This is a genomic window from Microbacterium sp. CGR2 (assembly GCF_003626735.1).
In the GTDB taxonomy this organism is placed as follows: Bacteria; Actinomycetota; Actinomycetes; order Actinomycetales; family Microbacteriaceae; genus Microbacterium.
In genome coordinates this window covers 1,829,552-1,852,876 of the sequence record NZ_RBHX01000001.1, presented here as the reverse complement: position 1 = coordinate 1,852,876, position 23,325 = coordinate 1,829,552, and the positions used below count along the sequence as shown (strand labels likewise).

Below are 23,325 nucleotides of genomic sequence, written 5' to 3'. Positions count from 1 at the left end.
CATGGCGGAACTTGACCGTGTGCGCGTCTGGGGCGAGGCACTGATCACGCTGCATCTCGATGACAGCTGGTCCTTCGGATTCGATCATGCGAAGCGTCGCGCGGGTCTGTGCGACTACACGAAGAAGCAGATCACCGTGTCGCGATACTTGGCCGCTCGCTTCGAAGACGACGACATCCACCAGGTGCTTCTGCACGAGGTCGCCCACGCGCTTGCGGGGCACGCGGCCGCGCACGGCCCGGCGTGGAAGCGCATCGCCCGCGACCTCGGGTACGTCGGCGGGACCACTCACCACGGAGAGACCGCGGTCGAGCTCGCCCCGTGGGTGGGCCGCTGCCCCGCGGGTCACGTGACCTACCGACACCGCCGCCCCACGCGGCCCACCTCCTGTGCGCGGTGCTCGCGCTCCTTCGACGCTCGCTACGTGTTCTCGTGGACCCGGCGAGAGATCACCGCCGACGCACGTCTGGCTGCGCAGGCGCCGCGCTGATCCGGGCTCACTCGCGGGGGTCGCGGGAAGCGGGAGACTCGGATGCCGTGGCGTCTTCCTCGCTCTCATCGTCGTGCTGACGATCGTCCCCGTACTGCGCGCTGCGACGTCGACGCAGCAGGGCGGCGACCGCACGCCAGCCGACGAGGAACACCCCGAGCACCAGAGTTGCGACGATGATGAACGGCACCTCTGCGGTGTCACCGCTGACGACGCGAACGAGCATGCCACCGGCCACCGTGACGACCCAGACGACGGCACCCCAGGAGACTGACCACGGCCGGCGGGGCCGGCCGGGCAACAAAGCGGCCACGAGATGCCCGAGCACCAGAGCGACGAGGAACGGCCACGCGGTGAGCAGGAAACCGGCCGGATCCTCCTGATGCGATGCGCGCCCGATCGCGGCGAAGATCAGTACGAGAACGGCGTCGACGATGACTGCGGGGAGGTACCTCATGCCACGACCATACGGGTCTGTGTGGAGCCGGGCCCTCCGACAGGCTCAGAGTCCCCACACCCGACCGCCGGAAGCCCGCTCGAACCTGTTTTCCGGCGCAGCATCCGCACCCGCCCCCGCTTAGGTCGCACTTTCTGCCGCTCTATCTTCGCGCAGGCGGCAGGAACTGCGACCGGAGCCGCGGCCCCGGCCGGCAAGCGACAGGAACTGCGACCGGAACGCAGCATCCGCACCCGCACCCCTGCATCCGCACCCAGACCCGCACTCGAGAGCGAGTCACTCGAAACGAGTGAACCACCCGTCGTGAAGAACCGGCACGACCTCCACGGCATCGAGGACGGCGGCATCCGTCGTCGACGTCGGCACCAGGCCGGATGCCGCGATTCGGGCGGTGGCCTCGATTCCGGCGTCGATCTCGCGCGCGGAGCCGCTCGCGCCGATGAGGTGCCGCAGTGCACGACGGAGAGCGCGGAAGCTCTCGGCCGCGACGGCGGCATCCGGCGCCGTGTGGTCGATGCCCAGGTCGGTCAGCGCTGCGACGATCGCTCCCGCACCGAGCTGATCCTCGACGGCGAACCGCAACTCCCCCGCAGCATCCGCCTCACCCGCGGCGATGATCGCGACCGAGGTTCGTGCCTGCCTGCGCTCCTGCACGAGCTGCACCGCGCGTGCGACCGCCGATGCGTTGCGGAGACCTCCGACGAACACCGCCACGTCTGGGGCAGCGGCCGCAGCGCCCGCCGCGACAGCCGCCCCGTTCCGTGACCACTCCCGCGCGTCCGCCAGGTCGACCGCGACGCCTGCGGCGACGGCATCTGCGACCGTCGAAGAGAACCGCAGCACGTCGACGACCACGACGATGTCGGCCGGGGCCAGCCGAGCGAGGCCGGCGGTCCCCCAGTCGAGACGGACCTGGTACGTGGACTGATCGAACGGCGACGGCATCCGTCCAGCCTAAAGCTGTCAGTCGCCCGCGAGCGCCTCGACCGGGGCCACTCGTGTCGCCAGCCGCGTCGGGGTGGCTGCTGCGACCAAGGTGAGAACGGCGGTCGCCACCACGATCGCGACCACGGGGACCCACGGCACCTGCGGGGCGACCAGTCCGGCCGGGGTGAACTCCGGCAGGGTGGGCACGGAGCCCAGCAGCGACTGCGCGGCGATCCAGCCGTAGACGACGCCCAACAGCAGTCCGGTGAGAGTCGCTGCGACAGTGATGTGCGTCGCCTCCAGCAGGACCATGCGTCGCACCTGCCGGTTGGACAGGCCGATCGCGCGCAGCAGACCCAGCTCGCGACGGCGCTGCACCACCCCGATCGTGAGGAGGTTGACCAGACCGACGGCGGCGATCACCGCAGACACCGCGACCAGCACCATCATGATCGCGGCGAACGCGTCGAACGGTGCGAAGAACTCTTCCGGGACCTCCCCGGTGACCTGACTCATCATCAGGCGCTTGGCCGATTCCAGCGCGACCGCGAACATCGTCACCAGGGTCACGCCCATCACGACACCGATGGCCATCCGCGAGGAACGTTCCGGGTAGCGCAGGGCGTTCTCGGCGGCGAGACGCGCCGTCGCACTCGAACCGAACATCCGGCCCACCAGGCGCAGCACCGGCGGCATGAACAGCACCGAGCCGATCGCGAGTCCGGTGAAAGAGAGGATGCCGCCGAAGAACGCCACCACGACACCGAGAGGGGTCAGCAGCCCCAGCACGACCCCGCCCGCCAGCAGCGCAGCCCCGGAGATCAACAGCACCCACGCTCCGATGTGACGACCCGGCTTACCGGAGACTTCCTCCCGCGTCCGCTCGACCGACCCGCCGAGGGCCTGGAGGGGCGTCACGGCGAGGACTCTTCGCGACCCCGCCCAGGCCGCGGCCCAGGTGGTGAGCGCGACTCCGATGGCCGGCAGCGCGACGAACGGCTGCGCGAGTGTGAAGTCCGACGGGTCGTTGGCGATGAACTGCGCCCCGATCTGCACCCCGGCTGCCGCGATGAGCAGTCCGATGAGAAGCCCGATGACGGCGCCGAGCACGCCGACCACGAAGCCCTGGCGTCCGACTTCCGCGCGCTGTGCTCGGGCGGTGGCGCCGATGAGCCGCATCAACGCGATCTGCCTCGTGCGCCCGGCGATGATGGTCGAGAAGGTGTTCGCGGTGACGATGGCGGCCACATACATCGCGACCGCGGTCAGCAGGACCGAAAGGATCGCGACGACGACCGCGAGCGTCCCGCTGTCTCCGATGAACGGGTCGGCCTGCAGCACCGCGCCGATGTACGCGGTCGCTTCGACCAGCACCACCCCGAATGCCGCCGAAAGCGCGGCGACGAGGACGCTGGCGCCCATACCCCGATCGCGGAGCCACGTGAAGCGCGGTCCGGTCGCGGTGGTCTCCGGAACGACCGTGGCGACGGCGGTCACGCTGCCACCTCCGCAGCGAGCATGTAGGCGGAGATCTCCTCCGCGGTCTGACGCGGGTGATCGGCGACGATTCGGCCGTCGCCGAGATAGAGCACCCGATCGGCATGACTGGCCGCGATGGCGTCGTGCGTGACCATGGCGATCGACTGGCCGTGCTCGCGGCTGGCCGTGGCGAGCAGCCCCAGCACCTCGCGACCGGTCTGCGAGTCGAGATTGCCGGTGGGCTCGTCCGCGAAGACGAGGTCGGGCGCGGTGGCGAGTGCGCGGGCGATGGCGACACGCTGCTGCTGCCCACCGGAGAGTTGATGAGGGCGGTGAGCCAGTCGCGACCCCAGCCCGAGGGTGTCGATCAGTCCTTCGATACGGGCACGCTCGAGCGCACTCGGACGGCGGCCGTCGAGCTCGAACGGAAGCATGATGTTTCCCAGTGCGTCGAGGGTCGGCACGAGGTTGAACGCCTGGAAGATGAAGCCGACGCGGCGTCGGCGCAGGATCGTGAGGTCGAGGTCGCCGAGACCCGTGATGTCGGTGTCACCGATCCACGCGCGCCCCTCGGTCGGGCTGTCGAGGCCTGCCATGATGTGCATGAGTGTCGACTTGCCGGAGCCGGACGGCCCCATGATCGCGGTGAACTGACCGCGCCGGATTCCGACGCTGACATCGTCGAGTGCACGGACGGTCCCTTCGCCGGAACCGTAGGTCTTCTTCAAGTGCTGAACGCGGGCGGCGAGCCCCAGGTCGGTGGTCGTGATCTCCATGCTTCGACGTTATTTCGCGCCCCACGGTCGGCGCGTCGCTCCGGCGGCGCATCCGTGTACATCGGAAGGATGATCCACGGCGGCGGATGCCGCTCAGGCCAGGCCGTGCTCGAAGGCGAAGACCACGAGCTGCACCCGGTCACGCAGCGCGAGCTTGGTGAGGATACGGCTGATGTGCGTCTTGACCGTCGCCTCGCTGAGGTACTCCCGACCGGCGATCTCCGCGTTCGAGAGACCGCGGGCGGCGAGCGCGAAGATCTCGCGCTCGCGGTCGGTGAGGGAGCCGTAGGTCGCCGGCACCGGTTTCGGCGCCTCGGCGAAGTGCTCGAAGAGGTCGCGAGTCGCGGATGCCGCGATCACGCTGGACCCCGCGTGCACCGTTCGGATCGCCGCGAGCAGGAACTCCGGGTCGGCGTCCTTCAGGAGGAAGCCGCTCGCGCCTTGCCGGATCGCCCTCGCCGCCGCCTCGTCGAGGTCAAAGGTCGTCAGCATGACGATGCGCGGCGGGTCGGGCCGGGTGAGGATCTCGGCGGTGGCGGTGAGCCCGTCCATGACCGGCATCCGGATGTCCATGAGCACCACGTCCGGCTGGGAGGCGCCGATGACGTCGATCGCTTCTCGTCCGTTGCCCGCTTCTCCCACGACATCGAGGTCGGGCTGGGATGCGACGAGCATGCGGATGCCGGCGCGGAACAGTGCTTGGTCGTCGACGAGCACGACTCTGATCATCGGTTCTCTTCCTTTTCGGGTTCTGCGACCGTCCATGGGCCGATCGGGAGGGAACCCTGCACGACGAACTGACTCCCCTGCTGCTCGGCCTGCAGACTACCGCCGACGAGTTGCGCGCGCTCGCGCATGCCGATGAGGCCATGGCCGCCCGGGACGACGGTTCTCTCTGCTTTCACGGCGTTGCGTACCTCGATGTCGACTCTGTCGGCCAGCCAGGCGAGGTGCACATCCACGGTGCCGTCGCCGTGCCGAATGGCATTGGTGAGTGCTTCCTGGAGGATGCGGTAGACGGCGAGCTGGATCGCGCCGGGCGGTTCCCCCGGTGGCATCGGATCGACGGTGACGCGGGGCTCGACGCCCGCTTGCCGCACCTGAGCGAACAGTGTCTCCAGGTCGGCCAGCGTCGGCTGTGGACCATCGCCTTGCCGGTGGCGAAGTTGTGTGAGCAGCAGGCGCACGTCGCTCAGGGCGCTGCGCGCAGTCTGAGCGATCGTGCCGAGCGCCTCCGTCGCGATCTCCGGCTGCACGGCGGCCGCATACCGGGCGCCGTCCGCTTGGGCGATGACGACGGCCAACGAGTGCGCGACGATGTCGTGCATGTCTCGGGCGATGCGCACGCGCTCCTGCTCTTCGGCGGCGAGGGACTCGGCCTGGAGCTGCGCCGACCGAGTGGCGCGTGCCCGCAGGACGACCCGCCACAGCAGGCCGCACACCCAGGCGAAGCCGAGAGCGAGAACGGAGACCACCAGGAGGAGAACGCCGACGTTGAGCTGATCCCACCCGCTGCCGTTGCCCAGCATGACGCCGTTCACGGTCACCATGTACACCGCCGCGACGAGGCCGCCCACGAGCGCGGAAGCGAACCCCCACCAGAGCACACGTCTGGTCCCCCACGCGGCAGTCGAGTAGAGCACGAGCAGGATCGCCACATCGATCGGAAGCGGTCCGAACCCGGTCAGCATCTGCACCACCGCACCGGCCCAGGCAGCGGCGAGCGCGAGTCCGGGAGCCAGGCGGCCGATCGCGACACCCCCGAACATCAGGGCGCCGGCGAGGACCACCGCGGCCGCGGCAGCTCCCGGAACTCCCGCACCGCCCACGCCCGGCGCGTAGAAGATGATCGACATCGGCGTGAAGACGACGAACAGCAGCCCGGCCCCGACGATGTCGAGGACGAGCGCCGTGCGGGAGAGCGGGCGGATCACTCCCCCACGCTACGCGAGCACCCGAGCGTCAGCATCCGTCTGCCGATGTATCCCGGCCCGCCTGGGGTTCGGATAGCCTGGCGTCGTCGCGACGGGTGTCGCCGCTGATCGAGGAGAACCGATGAACGACGGCTCAGGTGCGGATTCCCGCTCAGCAGCAGCGCACGATGAGACGGCCCTCCGCTCGGATCTGCGCCGACTCCTCTCCGGCGTGAACCTCGCGGTGCTCCTGCTCTCGATAGCCGCGGCGACCTGGGGTGTCTTCGACAGCGTGACGGATGCCGACGGAGACCGCTTCTGGGGAAACCTGGCGATCGCCGGCCCTGGGGTCTATGCCGGGTGGTGCATGTTCGAGCCGGCGTTGCGGCGATCGACGGGCGTGGGGCTGGTGATCCTGCGCCTGTTGTCGGCCTGCCTTATCGCTCCTGCCCTGGTCGCCGTCCCCGTCGGCGTCATCCTCGCGATCGCCGTGATCTTCCCGGGGATGCGCGAGGCGATCGCGAGTTCCCAGGCGGACAACGGCGGATTCCACTACTACTGGTCCGAGGGGATCGTGTCCCAACTGCTCCTCGTGCCGCTGGCCGGTTGGATGGTCGGCGCCTGCGTCGCGCTGGGCGTGTGTCTGATCGTGACGCTGCCGATCCTGTCCTTGCGAGCACCGGACGTGGTGATCAGCGGCTCGCACATCGAGAAGGTGGAGGGTGCGAAGCGCGACACGACGGCGGCGTTCGTGTTCTGCGGCCTCGGCGCGACCATCTTGGGCATCGTGCTCTGGGTGTTCGGCGACGGCGGAAGCATCCTCGAGTTCCCGCGCGATCTGGGCCGGTTCCTCGACGGGATCTCGCACGGCGTCGTCGATGGGCAGGAAGCGGCCTGGCTGTTCGGAGTGCTGCTCGTCGTCGCCGGAGTTCTGGCAATGGGCTGGGGGTGCACGCGGGTGCTGTCCGCGCGGTCTACGGCATCACGACGATGACGGAGTCCGTTACCTGACCCCGCCGGACGGACGCTAGGCGCGGCAGAGGATCTCGCCGTGCGGCACCAGGTACCAGCCGTCGTCGTCGGCGGCCCAGCGTTTCCACGCCGAGCTGATGTCCTGCAGATCGGCGGACGTCGCCATCCCCTCATCGACCAATTGCCGGGCGAGCGCCGACTCGAGGATGCGATCTGCCCACATCCCACCCCACCAATCGCGCTCTTCCGGTGACGCGTAGCACCAGGTGGATGCCGTCGCCGTGACCTGCTCGAAGCCCGCGGCCCGCGCCCACGCCAGCAGGCGGCGCCCGGCATCGGGCTCTCCACCGTTGGCGCGCGCGGCCTGCCGATACAGGGCCAGCCAACGGTCGAGTTCCGGCACCACCGGGAACCAGAGGAAACCGGCGTAGTCCGCATCCCGGGCAGAGACGATCCCGCCGGGGACTGTCACCCGGCGCATCTCCCGAAGCGCCTGCACCGGATCGCCGACGTGCTGCAGCACCTGGTGGGCGTGGACGACGTCGAAGGAGTCGTCCGCGAAGCTCAGTGCGTGCACGTCTTCGACCGAGAAGTCGAGGTTCGTGAGGCCGCGCTCTGCAGCGAGACCGCGCGACAGCGACAGGGCGTTCTCATCGATCTCGGTCGCGGTCACCCGGGCGACGGTGCCTGCGAAGTCAGCCGTGATGGTGCCCGGTCCCGCGCCGACGTCGAGGAGTCGCGTCGTCTCCGTGAGATGGGGCCGAAGGTATTCCGCGGAGTTCGCGATGTTCCGGGAATTGTGCGACCGGAGGACGGATTCGTGGTGTCCATGCGTGTACGAGGCCATGCTTCAGTCTGGCATCGCGCGACGACGTGGATCGACGAGCGCGCGCACCTGCACCATCACTTCGGACACGGACAGACCGGACGTGTCGACGATCCGTTCACCCGGGCGTACAGGCGTCGGCCGCTCGCGCGCATCCGCCGCCACCACCTCGTCGATCACGGGAGGCGGGGCGCCGATCAGGTCATCGCCGGCGAGGAGCGCGCCCCCGTCGCCGCGTGCCCGCTGAAGGGCGCGATCACGACGAGAACGGTCGTCGGCGTCGAGCCGGATGAATGCCACCTCCGCACCCGGGAACGCGGCTTCGACCGCGTCCGGCTCGATCTCGAACGGTGCGACGGCGATGAATATGCGCGCGCCGGCCGCTGCGAACAGCCCCTGCACTTCCGCGGCGTTGCGCACAGCGATCGCCTGGCCGACGTTCCAGACGAACCCCAGCTGCGCGACATCGACGAATCCCGCTCGCTGCCCGTTGCCCCACAAGGTGTTCGCCATCGCCCAACCGATGCTCGAAGAGCCGGCACATCTCGGGCCGGTGATCCAGATGACTCGGCCCGTCACGCCGGCGCGGGGCGCGAAGTCGTCCTCCGACACCGCGGTCGGAATCGCCCGCGGCACGGGCGCCGCCAGCTCGAGCACCGCGTGCACCGTCTCTCCGAGCGATCGCCCGTCCGTGTCGACTCGCGTCCATGACGGGTGCGCCGTTCGGGCCTCCTCGGTTCCCACGGCCAGCGTCGCATCGAGCTGTTCCGTCGGCCACCGCCGGGCAGCCAGGCGCTCTCGCCGCGTCGCCTCGTCGGCGTCCAGCCACAGCGACACGGTCGGGTGGCCCGAGGTCGCAGGCGGCAGGATCGGTTCGGCGACACCCGACACGACGAGCCGCTCGACTCCCGTGCGATGGAACTGCGCTGCGAGTCGAGCGAGCGCGGTCTCCTTCATGACCCACCGGTCAGGATCATCGGGCGGAGCCGGATAACACATGCCGAGCTGATCGATGTCGACGTAGCCGAGGGGCACGCCCTCCTGAGCCAGGTGCTGAGCGACCGCCCACGCCACTGCGCTCTTGCCCACTCCGGGCACTCCCGCCAACCGCAGCACGTCCATCGCGCTCAGTCTGGCATCAGCCCCGCGGTCAGTGCAGTGCGGAGACAGCGCGTCGGATCGCATCCCGGTCGGGTTTGCCGGATGCCAGCGTCTCGAGCTCGTCGACCATGATGAGCCGCGCCGGGCGAGCGTGCGCGCCGAGCTCTGCGGCGACGGCTTCCCTCGCCTGCGCGAGCTGTTCCGCCTCGCTGCGCCGCAGCGCCTCTCCCCGTGGGGCGACGATCACCGACGCCTCACCCCAGCGATCGTCCTGCACACCGATGACCACGGCCGGATGGAGGCCGGGAATCTGTCGCACCACCCGCTCGACCCGATCGAGGGAGATGTTGATCCCACCCGACACGATCACGTTGTCTGCCCGGCCGTGCACCCGCACGATCCCCTCTTCGACGAGGCCGAGATCACCGGTGCGATACCACCGGATGCCGTGCTCGTCGCGGATGAAAGTACGGGCGGTCAGGGGCTCGTCGCCCAGGTACCCCTCGGCGAGCATCGGACCCGCGATGTGCAACTCGCCGTTCACCGTGCGCACGGCCGCGGTGTCGAGCGGTACGCCGTCGTAGACGCAGCCGCCGCTGGTCTCCGTCGATCCATAGGTGCGCACCAGTCGGGCGCCGAGGTCGGCCGCGCGCTCCCGAAGAGGCTCCGGCAGCGACTGGCCGCCGACCAGGATGGCGCGATACGCCTGCAGCGACGACCGCACGGCGGCACTCTCGAGGGCCGCGTCGAGCAGCGTGGCGACCTGCACGGGAACGAGCGAGGTGAACAGTTCGGGGATCCCCTCGCCACCATTCCGGGCACGTTGCAGGCGCACCGTCGCCTCCGCGAAGGATTCCGGCGAGAAGCGGCCCTCGATCGTCGCGGGTTCCGTGCCGGCGAGGATCGAGCGCACCATCACCTGCAGACCGGCGACGTAGCCGGCCGGGAGCGCGAGCAGCCATCGCCCGCTGCCGATCCGCGCGGCGGTCCCCTCCGCGCTCGCACGCAGGGCCTCCGCGCTCAGCGCGACCCGTTTGGGAATGCCGCTCGATCCCGACGTCGCGATGACGGCAGCGACACCATCGGTGACCACGTCGGATGACCCCGCCAGCATCCCGAACCCCAGAGCGGGGCCACCGTCGAGCGCACGCCGCAGCGCGACCCGCAACAGCTGCGGGTCTGCGGCATCCGTCGGGATCAGCGTGGTCATGCTCGGGCCGCGATCTTTCAGTAGTGCCAGGGGAACGAGGACCAGTCGGCGTCGCGCTTCTCAAGGAACGAGTCGCGCCCTTCGACCGCCTCGTCGGTGCCGTACGCCAGGCGGGTCGCCTCGCCGGCGAACACCTGCTGGCCCACGAGTCCGTCGTCGACCGCATTGAAGGCGAACTTGAGCATGCGGATCGCGGTGGGCGACTTGGTGAGCACGGTGCGTGCCATCTTCAGCGCCTCCCGCTCGAGGTCGGCGTGCGGAACCACGCGATTCACCGCTCCTGCTTCATAGGCCCGCTGGGCCGAGTACTCCTCGGCGAGGAAGAAGACCTCCCTGGCGAACTTCTGACCGGTCTGTCGCGCCATGTACGCGGAGCCGTAACCGGCGTCGAAGCTTCCGACGTCGGCATCCGTCTGCTTGAAGCGCGCCTCTTCGGCGGAGGCGATCGTGAGGTCGCAGACCACGTGCAGGGAATGCCCGCCACCGGCGGCCCAGCCGGGCACGACGGCGATGACGACCTTGGGCATGAAGCGGATCAGGCGTTGGACCTCGAGGATGTGCAGGCGCCCGACGCGAGCGGACGTTTCGTCTCGCTGCGCTCGCGGGTCGACTGGGGAGTCCGACTCCGCTCCCTCGACGGCCGGTTCGTACTTGTAGCCGTCACGACCTCGAATTCGCTGGTCGCCTCCGGAGCAGAACGCCCATCCGCCGTCCTTCGGGCTCGGTCCGTTGCCGGTGAGCAACACCGCTCCGATGTGCGGATCCTGCCGGGCGATGTCGAGCGCCCGATACAACTCGTCGACGGTGTGCGGTCGGAACGCGTTGCGCACCTCGGGACGGTTGAACGCGATGCGCGCGATGCCGCCGTCGTGGGTCACATGAGCGGTGATATCGGTGTAACCCTCAGCACCGGGGGCGAGCTGCCATTCGGCCGGGTCGAACAGATCGGAGACCATGGCCCCAGCCTATTGGTGACGACGCACGGTCGGTTTGCGGAAGGTCTTCCGCCATCCGTCGATGATGTCCCACACAGAACTTCCCACGATGACGGCTCCGAACAGCACGCCGATGATGCGCAGGACGCCTCCCTGTTCGGCGGCTCCGGCGTTCGCGTTCGCGAGGTCGTCGGCATGGTCGGTCGCGAGATACTGCAGGAAATCCGGGTTCACGAGCTGACCCGAGGCGAGCAGATAGAGCGCGGGGACGGCGAAGGCGATCGCGAGCAGGGTGTTGATCACCGCGAACGCGACGTTCCATCGGCCGACCAGATACACGCCGATCGCGAGGAGGAGCTCGGCCGCCATCAACACGAACAGTGCCGTCATCCACCACGGCCACAGCTCCGGATTGAGAATCGGCAGTGCTTCTCCCTCCGGGCGGATGAAACCGCGCAGCGCGTCCCACAGGATCGCCGCCGTTGCCAGCATGAGGAAGATGATCGAGCCGATCATCTCGCTCAGCCCGGCACGATTCTCGACCGTCTCCGGCAACTGGTCGACGGTCCAGGCGGCATCCGGGATCGGGACGGTGCGCTCCAAGATCGCGAAGACCAGCGTGGTCCAGAATCCGAGGTTGACGATCACCTGGATGCTCACCACCGCCATCGCACCGATGGTCTCGCCTATGGTGGCGAACTCCAGCACCTTCGCGACGCCCACACCGGCGGCGGCGATCGGCGGGATGATCCACAGCAGCATCTTCAGCAGGCGCCACCACACGAGGAAGTAGCGCGGCCCGATGAGGTGAAGCGGACGATCGGCATACCCGGCGGCCAGCACGCCCGGGTCTCCGAGCTCGGTGAGCACGGCGCGTTCCGCGGAATCGCGGGTCTCGCCCTGGTCGATGCGCGCCTCGACGGCATCCGCGATGGATGCCTCGAGCTCGTCGCGAACATCGTTCTGCGCCGCCGGGGGCAGGCTCTTGACGGTTTGAGCGATGTACCGCTCGGTGAAGGATGTACGCATGTCAGTTCTCCTGTGCAGTGAGTGAGGCGATCGCGTCGGTGAGCGCGAGCCATTCCTGGGTGAGGGTGTCGGCGAGGCGGATGCCGGCGTCCGAGGTGCGGTAGAACTTGCGGGGCCTGGCCTCGTCGGTGTTCCACTCGCTCGTGAGGTACTCCTGCTTCTCGAGTCGGCGCAGCAGCGGGTACAAGGTGTTCGCATCCGTGGCGAAGCCGCGGCGTTCGAGCTCTTCGAGAAGCTGGTAGCCGTAGCCCGCCGTGCGCAGCAGCTGCAGGCACGCGAGCACGATGGTGCCGCGCCGCAACTCCTGCAGGTGCGTGTCGAGGGTCTCGTTCATGTCCCTCACATTACTGTGCGTCACACACCATTGTCAATCACACGTACTTGTGGCAGCCACCTACCAATCGTGGCCGCCGCGATGGACCGTTCCTCCGCGAGGTCACCACACGGCCCACAGGAGCGGCCGTAGGGTGAGGACATGCTCCCGCCGCTCGCAGACCTCACCGCATCCGCCCGAGTCGTCACCCTGCCTATGCACACGCGTTTCCGCGGCGTCGACACCCGCGAGGCACTGCTGTTCGAGGGGCCGCAGGGGTGGGCCGAATTCTCCCCCTTCATCGAGTACGCGGATGCTGAGGCCGCGACCTGGCTCGCCGCCGCCATCGACTTCGCGTTTCAGCCGCAGCCGGCCCCCCTGCGCGATCGCATCCGAGTGAATGCCACGGTCCCGGCGGTCGATGCAGCGCGAGTGGCGGACGTTCTCGCGCGATTCGCCGGCTGCCGGACGGCCAAGGTGAAGGTCGCCGAGCCCGGTCAGACCCTCGAGGACGACGTCGCGCGGGTGCGTGCGATCCGCGAGGCGATGGGGCCGGAGGGGCGCATCCGTGTCGACGCGAACGGAATGTGGAACGTCGATGAGGCAGAGCATGCGGTGCACGCTTTGAACGAATTCGACCTCGAGTACGTGGAGCAGCCCTGCGCGACCGTGCCCGAGCTCGCGGATCTTCGCAAACGGGTGAAGTACATGGGCATCCCGGTCGCCGCCGACGAGAGCGTGCGCAAGTCCTCCGACCCCCTGGCCGTCGCCCGCGCGCGTGCCGCCGACCTGCTCGTCATCAAAGCACAGCCACTCGGAGGCGTGACGCATGCCCTGCAGATCGTGACGGCAGCGGGGCTCCCGGTCGTGGTCTCCAGCGCGCTCGACACCGCAGTCGGCCTCTCGCAGGGTGCGGCCCTCGCCGCGGCTCTGCCGAACCTCGATTACGACTGCGGCCTGGGCACGGCGTCCCTGTTCCTGGATGACGTCGCCGATCTGCGGCCGGTCGACGGGTCCATCCCTGTCGGCCGCGTGACCCCGGACGCTGCCGCCCTCACCCGCCTGGCGGCATCCGGGGATCGTCGGGACTGGTGGCTCGAGCGCCTCGAGCGATGCCACCGGGTGCTCGCGTCCGACTGACCCTGCTCATTCGGCGATGAGCAACTGCACCAATCGTCCGAGTTCTTCGCTGCCGGCGTGACGCAGCTGGGCAGCATCCTGCCCGGCCATCGCGCCACGGACGGTCATGCCCTCCCACACGATCATCAGCATGCCCGCCGCGGCCTCTGCAGGGAGGCGCAACTCGAAGCGACCCGCGGCGACGATGTCGTCGATGATGTGGGCGATGCTGTCGACCATCTCCCGCTCCTGCGCGAGGTAGGCCGCGCCGAACTGCTCGTCGCGCAGTGCCCGGATCCGGATCTCGCTCATCAGCATGACGCCGAGGCGGTCGTCGCCGCCGAGGTCCATGATCTGCTTGACGAGCACGACGGGGTCGCAGCCGTCCGCCAGGGCGCCATCGGCGGTCATCTCATCCACGCGCGTCCGCACGGCGTTGAGGCGCACCTCCGAGACGCTGCCGGCCAGTTCGAGGAACAGTTCGTCCTTCGACTCGAAGTTGGAGTAGAAGGCGCCTCGGGTGAAGCCGGCGCGTTCGCAGACGGCTTCCACCGATGCACCGTCGAGCCCGACTTCGGCGAAGAACTGTGTCGCCGCATCGAGCAGACGGGCGCGAGTGTTCTCACGGCTGCGGGTCGCTGGCGTCGTCATCGATACATCCTGGCCCTTCTTTTCCCACCCGGCACACAGACTCTGGCACGCCGTCCCCCATACGATACATCTATGTATTGGATACACCTGTGTATCCACTCGGCATCCTCCGGAGGAACGCGTGTCCACTCTCCTGTCTTCGCTTGGCCGCTGGTCGTTCCGGCATCCGTGGCGGGTCCTCGTGTCCTGGCTCCTCGCCCTCGGCATCGCCGGTGCGGGCGCCCTCGTCCTGGGCGCAGGCACCGACAACTCGTTCTCCATCCCCGGCACTGAGTCGCAAGCCGGCCTAGAGCAGCTCTCCCGCTCCTTCCCCCAGGTGAGCGGCACGAACGCCCAGTTCATCGTGGTCGCCGCACCGGGCGATGAGGTCACCGACGACGACTACCGAGAGCAGATCGAGAGCGCCGTCGACGAACTCGCCGACCTCGACGGGGTGCTCGCTGCCACGTCGCCGTACGACGAGATGGTCGACGGCATGATCAACGACGACGAGACCGCCGCGATCGTGCGACTGCAGTTCGACGGCCAGTCGACCGATGTCTCGGATGAGACCAAAGATCAACTCAACGCCGTCGTGGATGACCTCGCCGGCGAACTCCCCGAAGGAGCGCAGGCGGCCCTCGGCGGTGACCTCTTCGCCACGTCGATCCCCGGCGTCACCATCACCGAAGCCGTCGGGCTCCTGATCGCGCTCCTGGTGCTCATCGTCACCTTCCGTTCCTTCGTCGTGGCAGGTCTTCCCCTGCTCACAGCGATCCTCGGTGTCGGAATCTCGATGGCCGGCATCTTCACGGCGACCGCGTTCGCCACGGTGTCCTCCACGACTCCCCTGCTCGCCCTCATGCTGGGACTCGCCGTCGGCATCGACTACGCGCTGTTCATCATGGCCAGACATCAGGACCAGGTGCGCGAGGGCGTCGACCCCGAGGAATCCGCCGCCCGCGCCGTCGGTACTGCCGGTTCCGCCGTCGTCTTCGCCGGGATCACCGTGCTCATCGCGCTGATCGGGCTCGGTTTCGCCGGCATCCCCTTCCTCACCACCATGGGCATCGCCGCCTCCGTGGCCGTCGCCATCGCCGTCGCCATCGCCGTGACGCTCACCCCCGCCCTTCTGGGCTTCATGAAGGGCAGGGTCGCGGGTCGACCTCCGCGGGCCCGCGCGCCGAAGAAGGGCGCCACCTCGGTGAGGCCCCGGGTGAAGGGCAGCGCCCGATGGGTCAACGGCGTCACCCGGCATCCCGTCCTCGTCTCGCTCGCTGTCGTGCTGGGTCTCGGGATCGTGGCCGTCCCGGCCCTCAGCCTCAACCTCGCGCTCCCCAATGCCGGAGTGCTGCCGGAAGACTCCGAGGCACGCCAGAGCTACGACCTCGTCGGCGAGGAGTTCGGCCCAGGCTTCAACGGCCCGCTGATCCTCACCGGCACCATCGTCACCTCGACCGATCCGCTCGGAGTGATGGAAGACCTGGGCGACGCCGTGGCGGAGATCGACGGCGTCGAGGAAGTGGCACTGGCGGTGCCCAACGAGACGGCCGACACCGGCATCGTGCAGATCATCCCGGAGACGGCGCCCGACGACCCCGCGACCGCCGACCTCGTCCGCGAACTCCGGTCGCACCATGACGAGTGGCTCGACGAGTTCGGCATCGACCTCAAGGTCACCGGTTTCACGGCCGTGGCCATCGACATCTCCGATCAGCTCGGAAACGCGCTGCTCCCCTTCGGCATCTTCGTGATCGGGCTGTCGCTCATCCTGCTGACGATCGTGTTCCGCTCGATCTGGGTTCCGGTCACCGCGGCGCTCGGCTACCTGCTGTCGATCGTGGCCGCCTTCGGTATCGTCGGCGCGGTGTTCGAGTGGGGCTGGTTCGCCGATCTGCTGCACGTCGCGAAGGTCGGACCGATCATCAGCTTCATGCCGATCGTGCTCATGGGCGTGCTGTTCGGGCTGGCCATGGACTACCAGGTGTTCCTCGTCTCCCGCATGCGCGAGGACTTCGTGCACGACCCCGACTCGAAGAGCCCGGACCGTGCCACACGCCGGGCAGCCGCGCTCCGCGCCATCCGCAGCGGCTTCACCGGATCGGCGAAGGTCGTCACCGCCGCCGGTCTCATCATGTTCGCGGTGTTCGTCGCGTTCGTCCCCGAGGGTGATTCCTCGCTGAAGCCGATCGCGCTCGGCCTCGCCGCCGGAATCGCGATCGACGCCTTCCTCGTTCGCATGACGCTGATCCCCGCGCTGATGGCGATCCTCGGCGAACGCGCCTGGGAGATCCCGACCTGGCTGGAGAAGATCCTCCCGCGGGTCGACATCGAGGGCGAGGCGGTCGAACGCGAGCGTCACCTGGCCGACTGGCCCGGCGATGGATCCGTGGTGGCGGCCGACGAACTCGTGATCAGCGCGGATGCGCCGGTCGTCGAGGGACTGTCGGTGCGGCTGGCGTCCGGCGCCGCCGTCATCGCGACCGGTGGCGACTCCCACACCCGTCGAGCTCTCGCTCTCACGATCGCCGGACGCATCGCTCCGACCGACGGGCGCCTGCGCGTGGCCGGCCATCTCCTGCCCGGACGCGCCGCATGGGTGCGTTCGCACGTCGGCTGCGTCCTGGTCGACGATGCGGATGCCGCGCTCGGCGATCTCGCCGAAGCACTGCGCGGCACGTCGGAGGTCGTCGTGATCGACGGGCTCGATCGTCTCTCCGGAAGCCAGCGGGATCAGGCGACGGCGATGCTGCGGGATGCTGTGTCCTCTCGCCCGCTCGCCGTTTTCGCGACCGCATCCGATGCCGCATCGGCACGCACCACTCTCGCGGAGGCCGGCTGGCCGACCGCAGACACTCTCGACTCGCGCGCTCCGCGCCGACCCGCCGCAGAATCGACCGAGGTGACCGCATGACCCTCCCCATCGAGCGCGCCCGCTCTCGCAAGCCCATCACCTGGCTGACCGTCCTCGGCGTACTGCTGCTGCCGGCCGCGGTCGGCGGCATCCTCGTCGCCGCACTGCACAACCCCACCGAGCGCCTCGAATCGATGACCGCGGCCATCGTCAACCTCGATGAGCCGGTGACCATCGACGATCAGGTGACGCCGCTCGGACGCCAGCTGGCCTCCGGATTGGTCGAAGGGTCGGACGAGCTCGACTCCAATCTCGCCTGGGTCATCTCCAACGAAGAGGATGCCGCCGACGGCCTCGCCGACGGCTCCTACCAGGCCGTCATCACGATCCCGGAGGAGTTCTCGGCCGCGGCGACCTCTGCGGGTCAGGCGATCGCCGACGGGGAGGGCGAAGCGGAGAAGGCCACCATCATGGTGACCACTCCCGAAGACGGACTCGTGGCGGACGATCTCATCACCGGCCAGATCGCCGATGTCGCCGCCTCGACCATGGGCACGATGCTCACCGAAGCGACCACCGAGAACGTCCTCGTCGGCTTCACGACCATCGGCGACCAGATCGGTGAGGCTGCCGACGGCGCCGCACAGCTCGCGACCGGTGCGCGGGATGCTGCCACCGGTGCAGCCGAGATCCCCGAGGGCGCCACGCAGCTGGCCTCCGGCGCCGGGGAACTGGGCACCGGGGCGTCGTCGCTGGCGTCGGGCCTCGACACGATCGCCGGCGGCACGCGTGAGGCCGCTGCGGGGGCCGGGGAGATCGGATCAGGGCTCACCAGCGGAGCGTCGACCCTTCAGCAGAGCGTCGGCGGCGTGAACCAGCTCGTCGGCACCGTGCAGCAGGGCTCTGCCTCGGCCCGGACCGCCGCAGATCAGACCGCCGCACTGGCACAGCAGCTCGGCGCCATGGCAGCTTCGTGCAACACCGCCACCACCGACCCCGCACTCTGCGAACAGGTTACCGCTGCCGCCGCGAAGGCGGGAGACGCCGCGACGTCCGCCGGCACGGCATCGGGAATCCTCAACAACGACCAGGTGTCCTCCGGGCTCGCCGCGATTCCCGGCACTTTCACGACCATCGCCTCGAGCATGACCCAGGCCGGTGCCGGAGCCACAGAGCTCTCGGGTGGCCTGAACCAGCTCGCGAGCGAGGGCATCGACCAGTCGGCGGCCGGCGCTCGGGCCCTGGCCTCGGGAGCGACCCAGCTCTCCGACGGCGCCACCCAGCTGGCGACCGGGACCACAGAACTCGCCACCGGCCTGGACACCCTCGCGACCGGTACCGGTGACCTCGCAGGCGGTCTGCGCACGGCATCCGACTCGCTCCCCTCGTTCAGCGAAGACGAGTCGACGTCGCTGGCCTCCGTCATCGCCGACCCCGTCTCGACGAACTCGCAGGCAGGCACCATCTTCGGTCCGACCGCGATCCCGCTGCTCGCCGCCGCGGTGCTGTGGTTCGGCGGGTTGGCCTCGTACATCGTGATGCGGGCGCATACCGCGCGCACGCTCACCTCGCGACGCTCCTCGGCCGCGCTGACGCTCCGGGCGTTCGCGCCGGCCGCCCTGATCGGGGCGGGCCAGGGTCTCCTGGTCGCGCTGGTCGTGCAGATCATCGCCAAGTACGACGCGCCGGCCTGGTGGGCGTTCGCCGGGACGGCCATTCTCGCGGGCATCGTGTTCGCCGCGGTGAATCAGGCACTCGTCGCACTGCTGGGCGGTGTCGGACGCTGGGTCGCTGCGCTCGTCGGCGTCCTCGGCGTCGCGACCGGCCTGATCTCGACCGTGCCCGACTGGCTTGCTGACATCGGCGCAGCCCTGCCGACAGCCCCGGCCTTCGCCGGACTCATCGAGGCGAACGGTTCCGCCGTCGCGGCGCTGGTCGTCTGGGGTGTGCTGTCGCTCGTGGCCACGACACTCGCGGTGACTCTGCGACGCACGACCTCCGCGAAGGCGGTACTCGCCACGGCGTAGCCGCGTAACGGTGACGCTGCGGTGGGCTATCGCCGCGGCACGGCCACCGCGTACGCTCGCGTCATGCGCCGCCCGTTCATGCAGGACCCCGCTCAGATCGACGCGCTGACGGGGCAGCAGTACCTGGTGCTGCGTCCGACGACCGCCGTGGCTTCGCTGTATCGGGAGGTTCAGGACGCCAGCCTCGCCCGTCTCGGCGCCGGTGTCCCGCATCCGCACACCGAGCACGTCACGCTCCGCGGATTCGTCGAGCCGGAACGCCGCGAGAAGCTGGGTGCGCTGCTGGCCGAGTGGGCGGCCCAGCAGCATCCGATCACCGTGTCAGCAGAAGCGATCGACTCGTTCCCCGCGCCGTGGCAGATCCTCGTCGTGCGGCTGGCGCGCACGCCGTCGCTCGTCGCGGCCTACGCCAGCCTGACGACAGCCCTGGAACGGACGGATCTCCGCCGCCTCGAAGAGCGCACCCTCGATGACTGGACCTTCCACCTCTCCGTCGTCTACGACAGTTCGCTCGCGGCCGCGGAATGGGCGGCCTTCGAACGTGCCGCGTGCTGCGCGGTGGCGCTCCCGCCCACCGAGGTCATCGACGAGGTGGAACTGGTCTGGTATCAGGACGGCGTCGAGCACGCCGAGGTGCTGCCGCTGGGCACCCGCGCCTGACATCGAGGATGCCGCCGGGGACTCAGTTCAGGCCGGAGTAAGCGTGCAGGCCCTTGAAGAACACGTTCACGATGGTGAAGTTGAAGATCACGGCCGAGAAGCCCACGATCGCGAGCCAGGCCGACGGGTTACCGCGCCATCCGCGTGTGGCACGGGCGTGGATGTACCCCGCGTAGATGACCCAGATCACGAACGTCCAGGTCTCTTTGACGTCGAAGCCCCAGAAGCGGCTCCACGCGTAGTACGCCCAGATGGACCCGGCGATAAGGGTGAACGTCCAGAGGATGAATCCGATGATGGTGAACCGGTAGGCCAGGCTCTCGAGACGCTCGGCGGTGGGGAACGTGCGGAGGAACCCCTGGCCGGTCTTCGCCGCGTTCTCGCCGATCAGGCGCTCACGGCGCGACTGCATGAGCTGGATCACCGACAGGGCGAAGGCGAGGGCGAAGAACGCCGTCGCGAGAGAGGCGACGAAGACGTGGATGACCAGCCACACGCTCTTCAGCGGATCCATCAGCGGCGAGACCTCGACGTAGAAGTTCGTCGCGGCGAGTCCGAGGAGGACGACGACCAGACCCGTGATGAAGGTGCCGAGGAAGCGCAGGTCGATGCGCGTGAGCACGATCAGGAAGACCGCGACGATGAGCAGCGTGCCCGTCATCGCGAACTCGTACAGGTTGGCCCACGGGACACGGCCGGCCGCGAATCCGCGGGTGAGCGTCGCGGCCAGATGGAAGGCGAACGCCAGCACGGTGAGCGACGTGCCGACCCGCGCCATCACGAAGCGTTGCGGCTTCGCACCCGCGCCGGCGGCGTCGACGGCAGACGCGCCGCGCGTCCCGCCGCGGGCGCCGACGAAGGCAGGCTCCTGGACGATCTTCGCATCGACCGTGGCCTGCGAGCGCTGCGCGAGATCGAACGCGTAGGCCACGAACGCCGCCGCATAGATCGCGATCGCCGTCCACAGCAGGATGGGCGAGATCTCCGTGAGCTCGGGCATGGTGTCAGTCTACTTTCGGGGTTTCGGATGCCGTCGGCTGTGGTGCTGCGGCAGAATCGGCGGCTTCGTCGGCGGTGCGTGCGGTGGTGTCGCCCGCCGCGTCGAGCAACCGCGTGTGCCCGGTGACGAGGTCGTCCAGGGCGCCCGCGAGGGTCGGGTCTTCACCGCGGGCGAGGGCGGCGTACTCGAGTGACACGGCACCGTCATCGGCGGTCGCCTTCACCCAGACGCGGCGACGGGGGACGAACAGGGCGATCATCAGTCCCCCGAGCGCGAGCAGCGCGAACGCGAGAACCCACGGACCCGAGTCGTCGCGGTGGATCTGCAGGGAGGCGAACCGCTTCACCGACTCCGAGGCGTCGGCGGCGCCCTCCGGAGACTCATCGTCGAAGGTGACCGTGCCGAGGCCGTTCGGCAGGTCGGCGGTCTCGCCCGGGGTGAGTTCGATGGACTCGACGTCGGTGGTCCGCCCGGTCAGCTTGGTCATGCCCGTCGTGTCGAGCACGTAGACCGACCGCGGCACACCGTCGTCGATTCCGAGGTCGCCCGTGTAGACGTCGAGCGTCAACGTGGGGTTCGTGAGGTCGCCGAACGCCGAGAAGAAGGCACCGGATTCGAGCACACCGGTCGTGGGGTAGAAGAATCCGACGAGACCGACCTGCTCCGCGAGCCCGTCCGGGATCTTCAGGACGCCGAGCGAAGTCATGTTGTTGTCCTGCGGGAGGAACGGTGTGCTGTTGGTGAAGACCACGTCGCCGTCGGCGTCGCGCACCGTGACGGTCGGCGCGTAACCGTTGCCGAGCAGGAACACGTCGTCGTCGGCCACGGCGAGGGGCTCGTTCACCTTCACCGCACCCGTGCGCTCGTCGCCGTTCTCCTGCACCGTGACGTTGGCGGAGAAGTCGCCGGCTTGACCGGACCCCGGTTCGCCGAACGGCTGATACGACACGTCGAAGGAGTCGAGGCGCATCGAATAGGGCGCGAGAGCGTCATCGCCGACGAAACGCCCGCGGTTCATCGAGTCGTAGTCGACGAGCGTGTTCGCGAACGTCTCCCCCTCGACCAGCACACGCTGGCCCGTGTAGGAGAACCCGCCACCGATGCCGACGGTGATCAGCACACCCACGAGCGCCAGGTGGAAGAGCAGGTTGCCGGTCTCGCGCCAGTAGCCGCGCTCGGCCGACACCGAGAACGCCCGACCACGGTCGTAGCGCTCGACGCGATACCCGAGGGCCTTCAGCTGCTTCGTCGCGACATCGATCGATGCGGATGCCGCAGCTTCAGCATCCTGCACGGCCGACGGATTCGCCGGCTCCCGCACCACGGCGCGATAGTCCTCGAGTCGCTGCAGTCGCGCGGGAGTGCGCGGCGGCCGTGCGCGCAGCGCCTTGGCGTGATGTTTGATGCGTGGGATGACACAGCCGACGAGCGAGGCGAACAGCAGCAGGTAGATCGCCGAGAACCACGGCGACAGGTACACGTCGAACAGTTTGAGCGCGTCGAGCACCGGGAAGAGGTCGGGGTTGTCGCGCTCCCACTGGGTGACGCCGTTCGGGTCGGCCATCCGTTGCGGGAAGATCGACCCCGGGATGGCCGCGATCGCGAGCACGAGCAGCAGGACCAGCGCGGTCCGCATCGACGTGAGCTGACGCCACCCCCATCGCAGCCATCCCACGAGGCCGAGGCGCGGCTGAGTGATCGAGTCGTCGCCGTCGACGTGGTCGGACGGGCGGAGGGGGTCGCTGGCGTCGCTGTTCACAGCATCCTTGTTGGTCGTGGCATCGGTCTTCGTCGCGGGATCGTCAGAGCGGGAGGATGACACTGCCCATCACCGCCGTCAGCCGAGACATGATCTCAGTCCACAATCCGGTCACCATGAGGATGCCGACAACGATGAGCAGCACGCCACCGATGACGTTCACGACGCGGATGTGGCGGCGCAGGAACCCGATCGTCTTCGTCGCCCATCCGAAGCCGAGCGCGACGAGCAGGAACGGGACGCCCAGGCCGAGGGAGTAGGCGAGGCCGAGTGCGCCGGCGCGCACCGGGTCGCCGGAGTTGAAAGAGAGGGCGAAGATCGCGGTGAGCGTCGGCCCGAGGCAGGGCGCCCACCCGATGCCCAGGGCGACACCCAGCAACGGAGCGCCGATGATGCCGTACTTCGAGTCGACGTGGAAGCGGAACTCGCGCTGCGCGAAGCCGAACAGGCCGAGGAACACGAGGCCCATCAGGATGATGACGACACCGAGGATGCGCGTGATCAGCTCACCCCACTGGATGAGGAACACGCTCGCGGCACCGCCCAGAGCGGTCAGGGCGACGAAGACGACGCTGAACCCGAGGATGAACAGCAGCACCCCCAGCACGAGCCTGCCACGCGCGGGCGTATCGGTCCCGGACGACGATGCTCCGTCTCGCTGCGCTCGTGGGGCAGCCGAGCCACCGCGCGGCGTCACCGCACCGCCGATGAAGCCGAGATACCCCGGGACGAGCGGCAGCACGCACGGAGAGAGGAACGACACCAGACCCGCGAGCATGGCGACGGGGATCGCGAGCCAGAGGGCGCCGGATCCGATGATCGCTTCGGGGTTCACAGCGCTTCGGCGA

22 protein-coding genes are annotated in these 23,325 nt (G+C 68.9%); 6 read left to right on the top strand and 16 right to left on the bottom strand.

From position 1 onward, the window contains the following. Position 1: 1 nt before the first annotated feature. Positions 2-490 (top strand): SprT-like domain-containing protein, encoded by a 489-nt coding sequence (locus D7252_RS09475; RefSeq protein WP_120775166.1) that lies wholly within the window; start codon positions 2-4, stop codon positions 488-490. Positions 491-497: 7 nt separating this feature from the next. On the opposite strand, the gene D7252_RS09470 is transcribed toward D7252_RS09475, so the two are convergent. From D7252_RS09470 to D7252_RS09445, 6 genes are all read right to left on the bottom strand, one after another. After that, positions 498-947 carry a DUF3054 domain-containing protein gene (locus D7252_RS09470; RefSeq protein WP_120775165.1) on the bottom strand — a complete coding sequence of 150 codons (450 nt, stop codon included), beginning with the start codon at positions 945-947 and terminating at the stop codon, positions 498-500. A gap of 276 nt (positions 948-1,223) precedes the next feature. Further along, positions 1,224-1,892 carry a 2-phosphosulfolactate phosphatase gene (locus D7252_RS09465; protein WP_120775164.1) on the bottom strand — a complete coding sequence of 223 codons (669 nt, stop codon included), beginning with the start codon at positions 1,890-1,892 and terminating at the stop codon, positions 1,224-1,226. Between the two features lie 18 nt (positions 1,893-1,910). Continuing rightward, complete coding sequence (locus tag D7252_RS09460; RefSeq protein WP_120775163.1) at positions 1,911-3,371, bottom strand: FtsX family ABC transporter permease; 1,461 nt, start codon at positions 3,369-3,371, stop codon at positions 1,911-1,913. After that, positions 3,368-4,129 (bottom strand): ABC transporter ATP-binding protein, encoded by a 762-nt coding sequence (locus D7252_RS09455; RefSeq protein WP_120775162.1) that lies wholly within the window; start codon positions 4,127-4,129, stop codon positions 3,368-3,370. Before D7252_RS09455 ends, D7252_RS09460 begins: the two co-directional genes overlap by 4 nt. A gap of 93 nt (positions 4,130-4,222) precedes the next feature. Then, the gene (locus D7252_RS09450; protein ID WP_120775161.1) at positions 4,223-4,858 is read right to left on the bottom strand and encodes a response regulator transcription factor; all 636 of its coding nucleotides are present in this window, start codon (positions 4,856-4,858) and stop codon (positions 4,223-4,225) included. Continuing rightward, the gene (locus tag D7252_RS09445) at positions 4,855-6,063 is read right to left on the bottom strand and encodes a sensor histidine kinase (protein WP_120775160.1); all 1,209 of its coding nucleotides are present in this window, start codon (positions 6,061-6,063) and stop codon (positions 4,855-4,857) included. Before D7252_RS09445 ends, D7252_RS09450 begins: the two co-directional genes overlap by 4 nt. Positions 6,064-6,184: 121 nt before the next feature. Between D7252_RS09445 and D7252_RS09440 the strand changes: the two genes are divergently transcribed. Then, entirely contained in the window at positions 6,185-7,036 is an 852-nt protein-coding gene (locus D7252_RS09440; protein ID WP_120775159.1) for a hypothetical protein, read from the top strand. A gap of 33 nt (positions 7,037-7,069) precedes the next feature. Here the strand turns inward: D7252_RS09440 and D7252_RS09435 are convergent, their stop codons facing one another. Genes D7252_RS09435 through D7252_RS09410 form a run of 6 tightly spaced genes read right to left on the bottom strand, consistent with a single transcriptional unit; the run spans position 7,070 to position 12,449 of the window. Continuing rightward, positions 7,070-7,861 carry a class I SAM-dependent methyltransferase gene (locus D7252_RS09435; RefSeq protein ID WP_120775158.1) on the bottom strand — a complete coding sequence of 264 codons (792 nt, stop codon included), beginning with the start codon at positions 7,859-7,861 and terminating at the stop codon, positions 7,070-7,072. A gap of 3 nt (positions 7,862-7,864) precedes the next feature. After that, positions 7,865-8,962 (bottom strand): AAA family ATPase, encoded by a 1,098-nt coding sequence (locus D7252_RS09430; RefSeq protein WP_120775157.1) that lies wholly within the window; start codon positions 8,960-8,962, stop codon positions 7,865-7,867. 28 nt (positions 8,963-8,990) lie between these two features. Further along, entirely contained in the window at positions 8,991-10,151 is a 1,161-nt protein-coding gene (locus D7252_RS09425) for an AMP-binding protein (protein ID WP_120775156.1), read from the bottom strand. 17 nt (positions 10,152-10,168) lie between these two features. Next, positions 10,169-11,107: a 1,4-dihydroxy-2-naphthoyl-CoA synthase gene (locus tag D7252_RS09420; RefSeq protein ID WP_120775155.1), complete on the bottom strand. Its 939-nt coding sequence runs from the start codon at positions 11,105-11,107 to the stop codon at positions 10,169-10,171. 9 nt (positions 11,108-11,116) lie between these two features. Continuing rightward, entirely contained in the window at positions 11,117-12,115 is a 999-nt protein-coding gene (locus D7252_RS09415; RefSeq protein ID WP_120775154.1) for a permease prefix domain 1-containing protein, read from the bottom strand. A 1-nt stretch (position 12,116) separates the two neighbouring features. Then, a complete protein-coding gene (locus D7252_RS09410; protein WP_120775153.1) occupies positions 12,117-12,449 on the bottom strand; it encodes a PadR family transcriptional regulator in 333 nt (110 codons plus the stop codon). A gap of 141 nt (positions 12,450-12,590) precedes the next feature. On the opposite strand from D7252_RS09410, the gene D7252_RS09405 reads away from it, so the two are divergent. Next, positions 12,591-13,568 (top strand): o-succinylbenzoate synthase, encoded by a 978-nt coding sequence (locus D7252_RS09405; RefSeq protein WP_120775152.1) that lies wholly within the window; start codon positions 12,591-12,593, stop codon positions 13,566-13,568. A gap of 6 nt (positions 13,569-13,574) precedes the next feature. On the opposite strand, the gene D7252_RS09400 is transcribed toward D7252_RS09405, so the two are convergent. After that, the gene (locus D7252_RS09400; protein WP_120775151.1) at positions 13,575-14,198 is read right to left on the bottom strand and encodes a TetR/AcrR family transcriptional regulator; all 624 of its coding nucleotides are present in this window, start codon (positions 14,196-14,198) and stop codon (positions 13,575-13,577) included. A 121-nt stretch (positions 14,199-14,319) separates the two neighbouring features. Between D7252_RS09400 and D7252_RS09395 the strand changes: the two genes are divergently transcribed. From D7252_RS09395 to D7252_RS09385, 3 genes are all read left to right on the top strand, one after another. Next, the gene (locus D7252_RS09395; RefSeq protein ID WP_120775150.1) at positions 14,320-17,091 is read left to right on the top strand and encodes an efflux RND transporter permease subunit; all 2,772 of its coding nucleotides are present in this window, start codon (positions 14,320-14,322) and stop codon (positions 17,089-17,091) included. Continuing rightward, positions 17,088-19,058, top strand: coding sequence for a YhgE/Pip family protein (locus tag D7252_RS09390; RefSeq protein WP_120775149.1), 1,971 nt, complete (start codon positions 17,088-17,090; stop codon positions 19,056-19,058). The genes D7252_RS09395 and D7252_RS09390 overlap by 4 nt, the downstream gene beginning before the upstream one ends. Before the next feature lie 63 nt (positions 19,059-19,121). Continuing rightward, entirely contained in the window at positions 19,122-19,718 is a 597-nt protein-coding gene (locus D7252_RS09385) for a 2'-5' RNA ligase family protein (RefSeq protein WP_251050676.1), read from the top strand. Positions 19,719-19,740: 22 nt separating this feature from the next. Here D7252_RS09385 and ccsB read toward each other — a convergent pair whose 3' ends face one another. The 3 genes from ccsB to D7252_RS09370 are packed head-to-tail and all read right to left on the bottom strand — an operon-like array spanning position 19,741 to position 23,312. Further along, positions 19,741-20,718: a c-type cytochrome biogenesis protein CcsB gene (ccsB, locus tag D7252_RS09380; protein WP_120775148.1), complete on the bottom strand. Its 978-nt coding sequence runs from the start codon at positions 20,716-20,718 to the stop codon at positions 19,741-19,743. Positions 20,719-20,722: 4 nt separating this feature from the next. Beyond that, entirely contained in the window at positions 20,723-22,540 is a 1,818-nt protein-coding gene (locus D7252_RS09375; RefSeq protein WP_120775147.1) for a cytochrome c biogenesis protein ResB, read from the bottom strand. Further along, positions 22,521-23,312 carry a cytochrome c biogenesis CcdA family protein gene (locus tag D7252_RS09370; RefSeq protein WP_120775146.1) on the bottom strand — a complete coding sequence of 264 codons (792 nt, stop codon included), beginning with the start codon at positions 23,310-23,312 and terminating at the stop codon, positions 22,521-22,523. Before D7252_RS09370 ends, D7252_RS09375 begins: the two co-directional genes overlap by 20 nt. Positions 23,313-23,325: the final 13 nt, after the last annotated feature.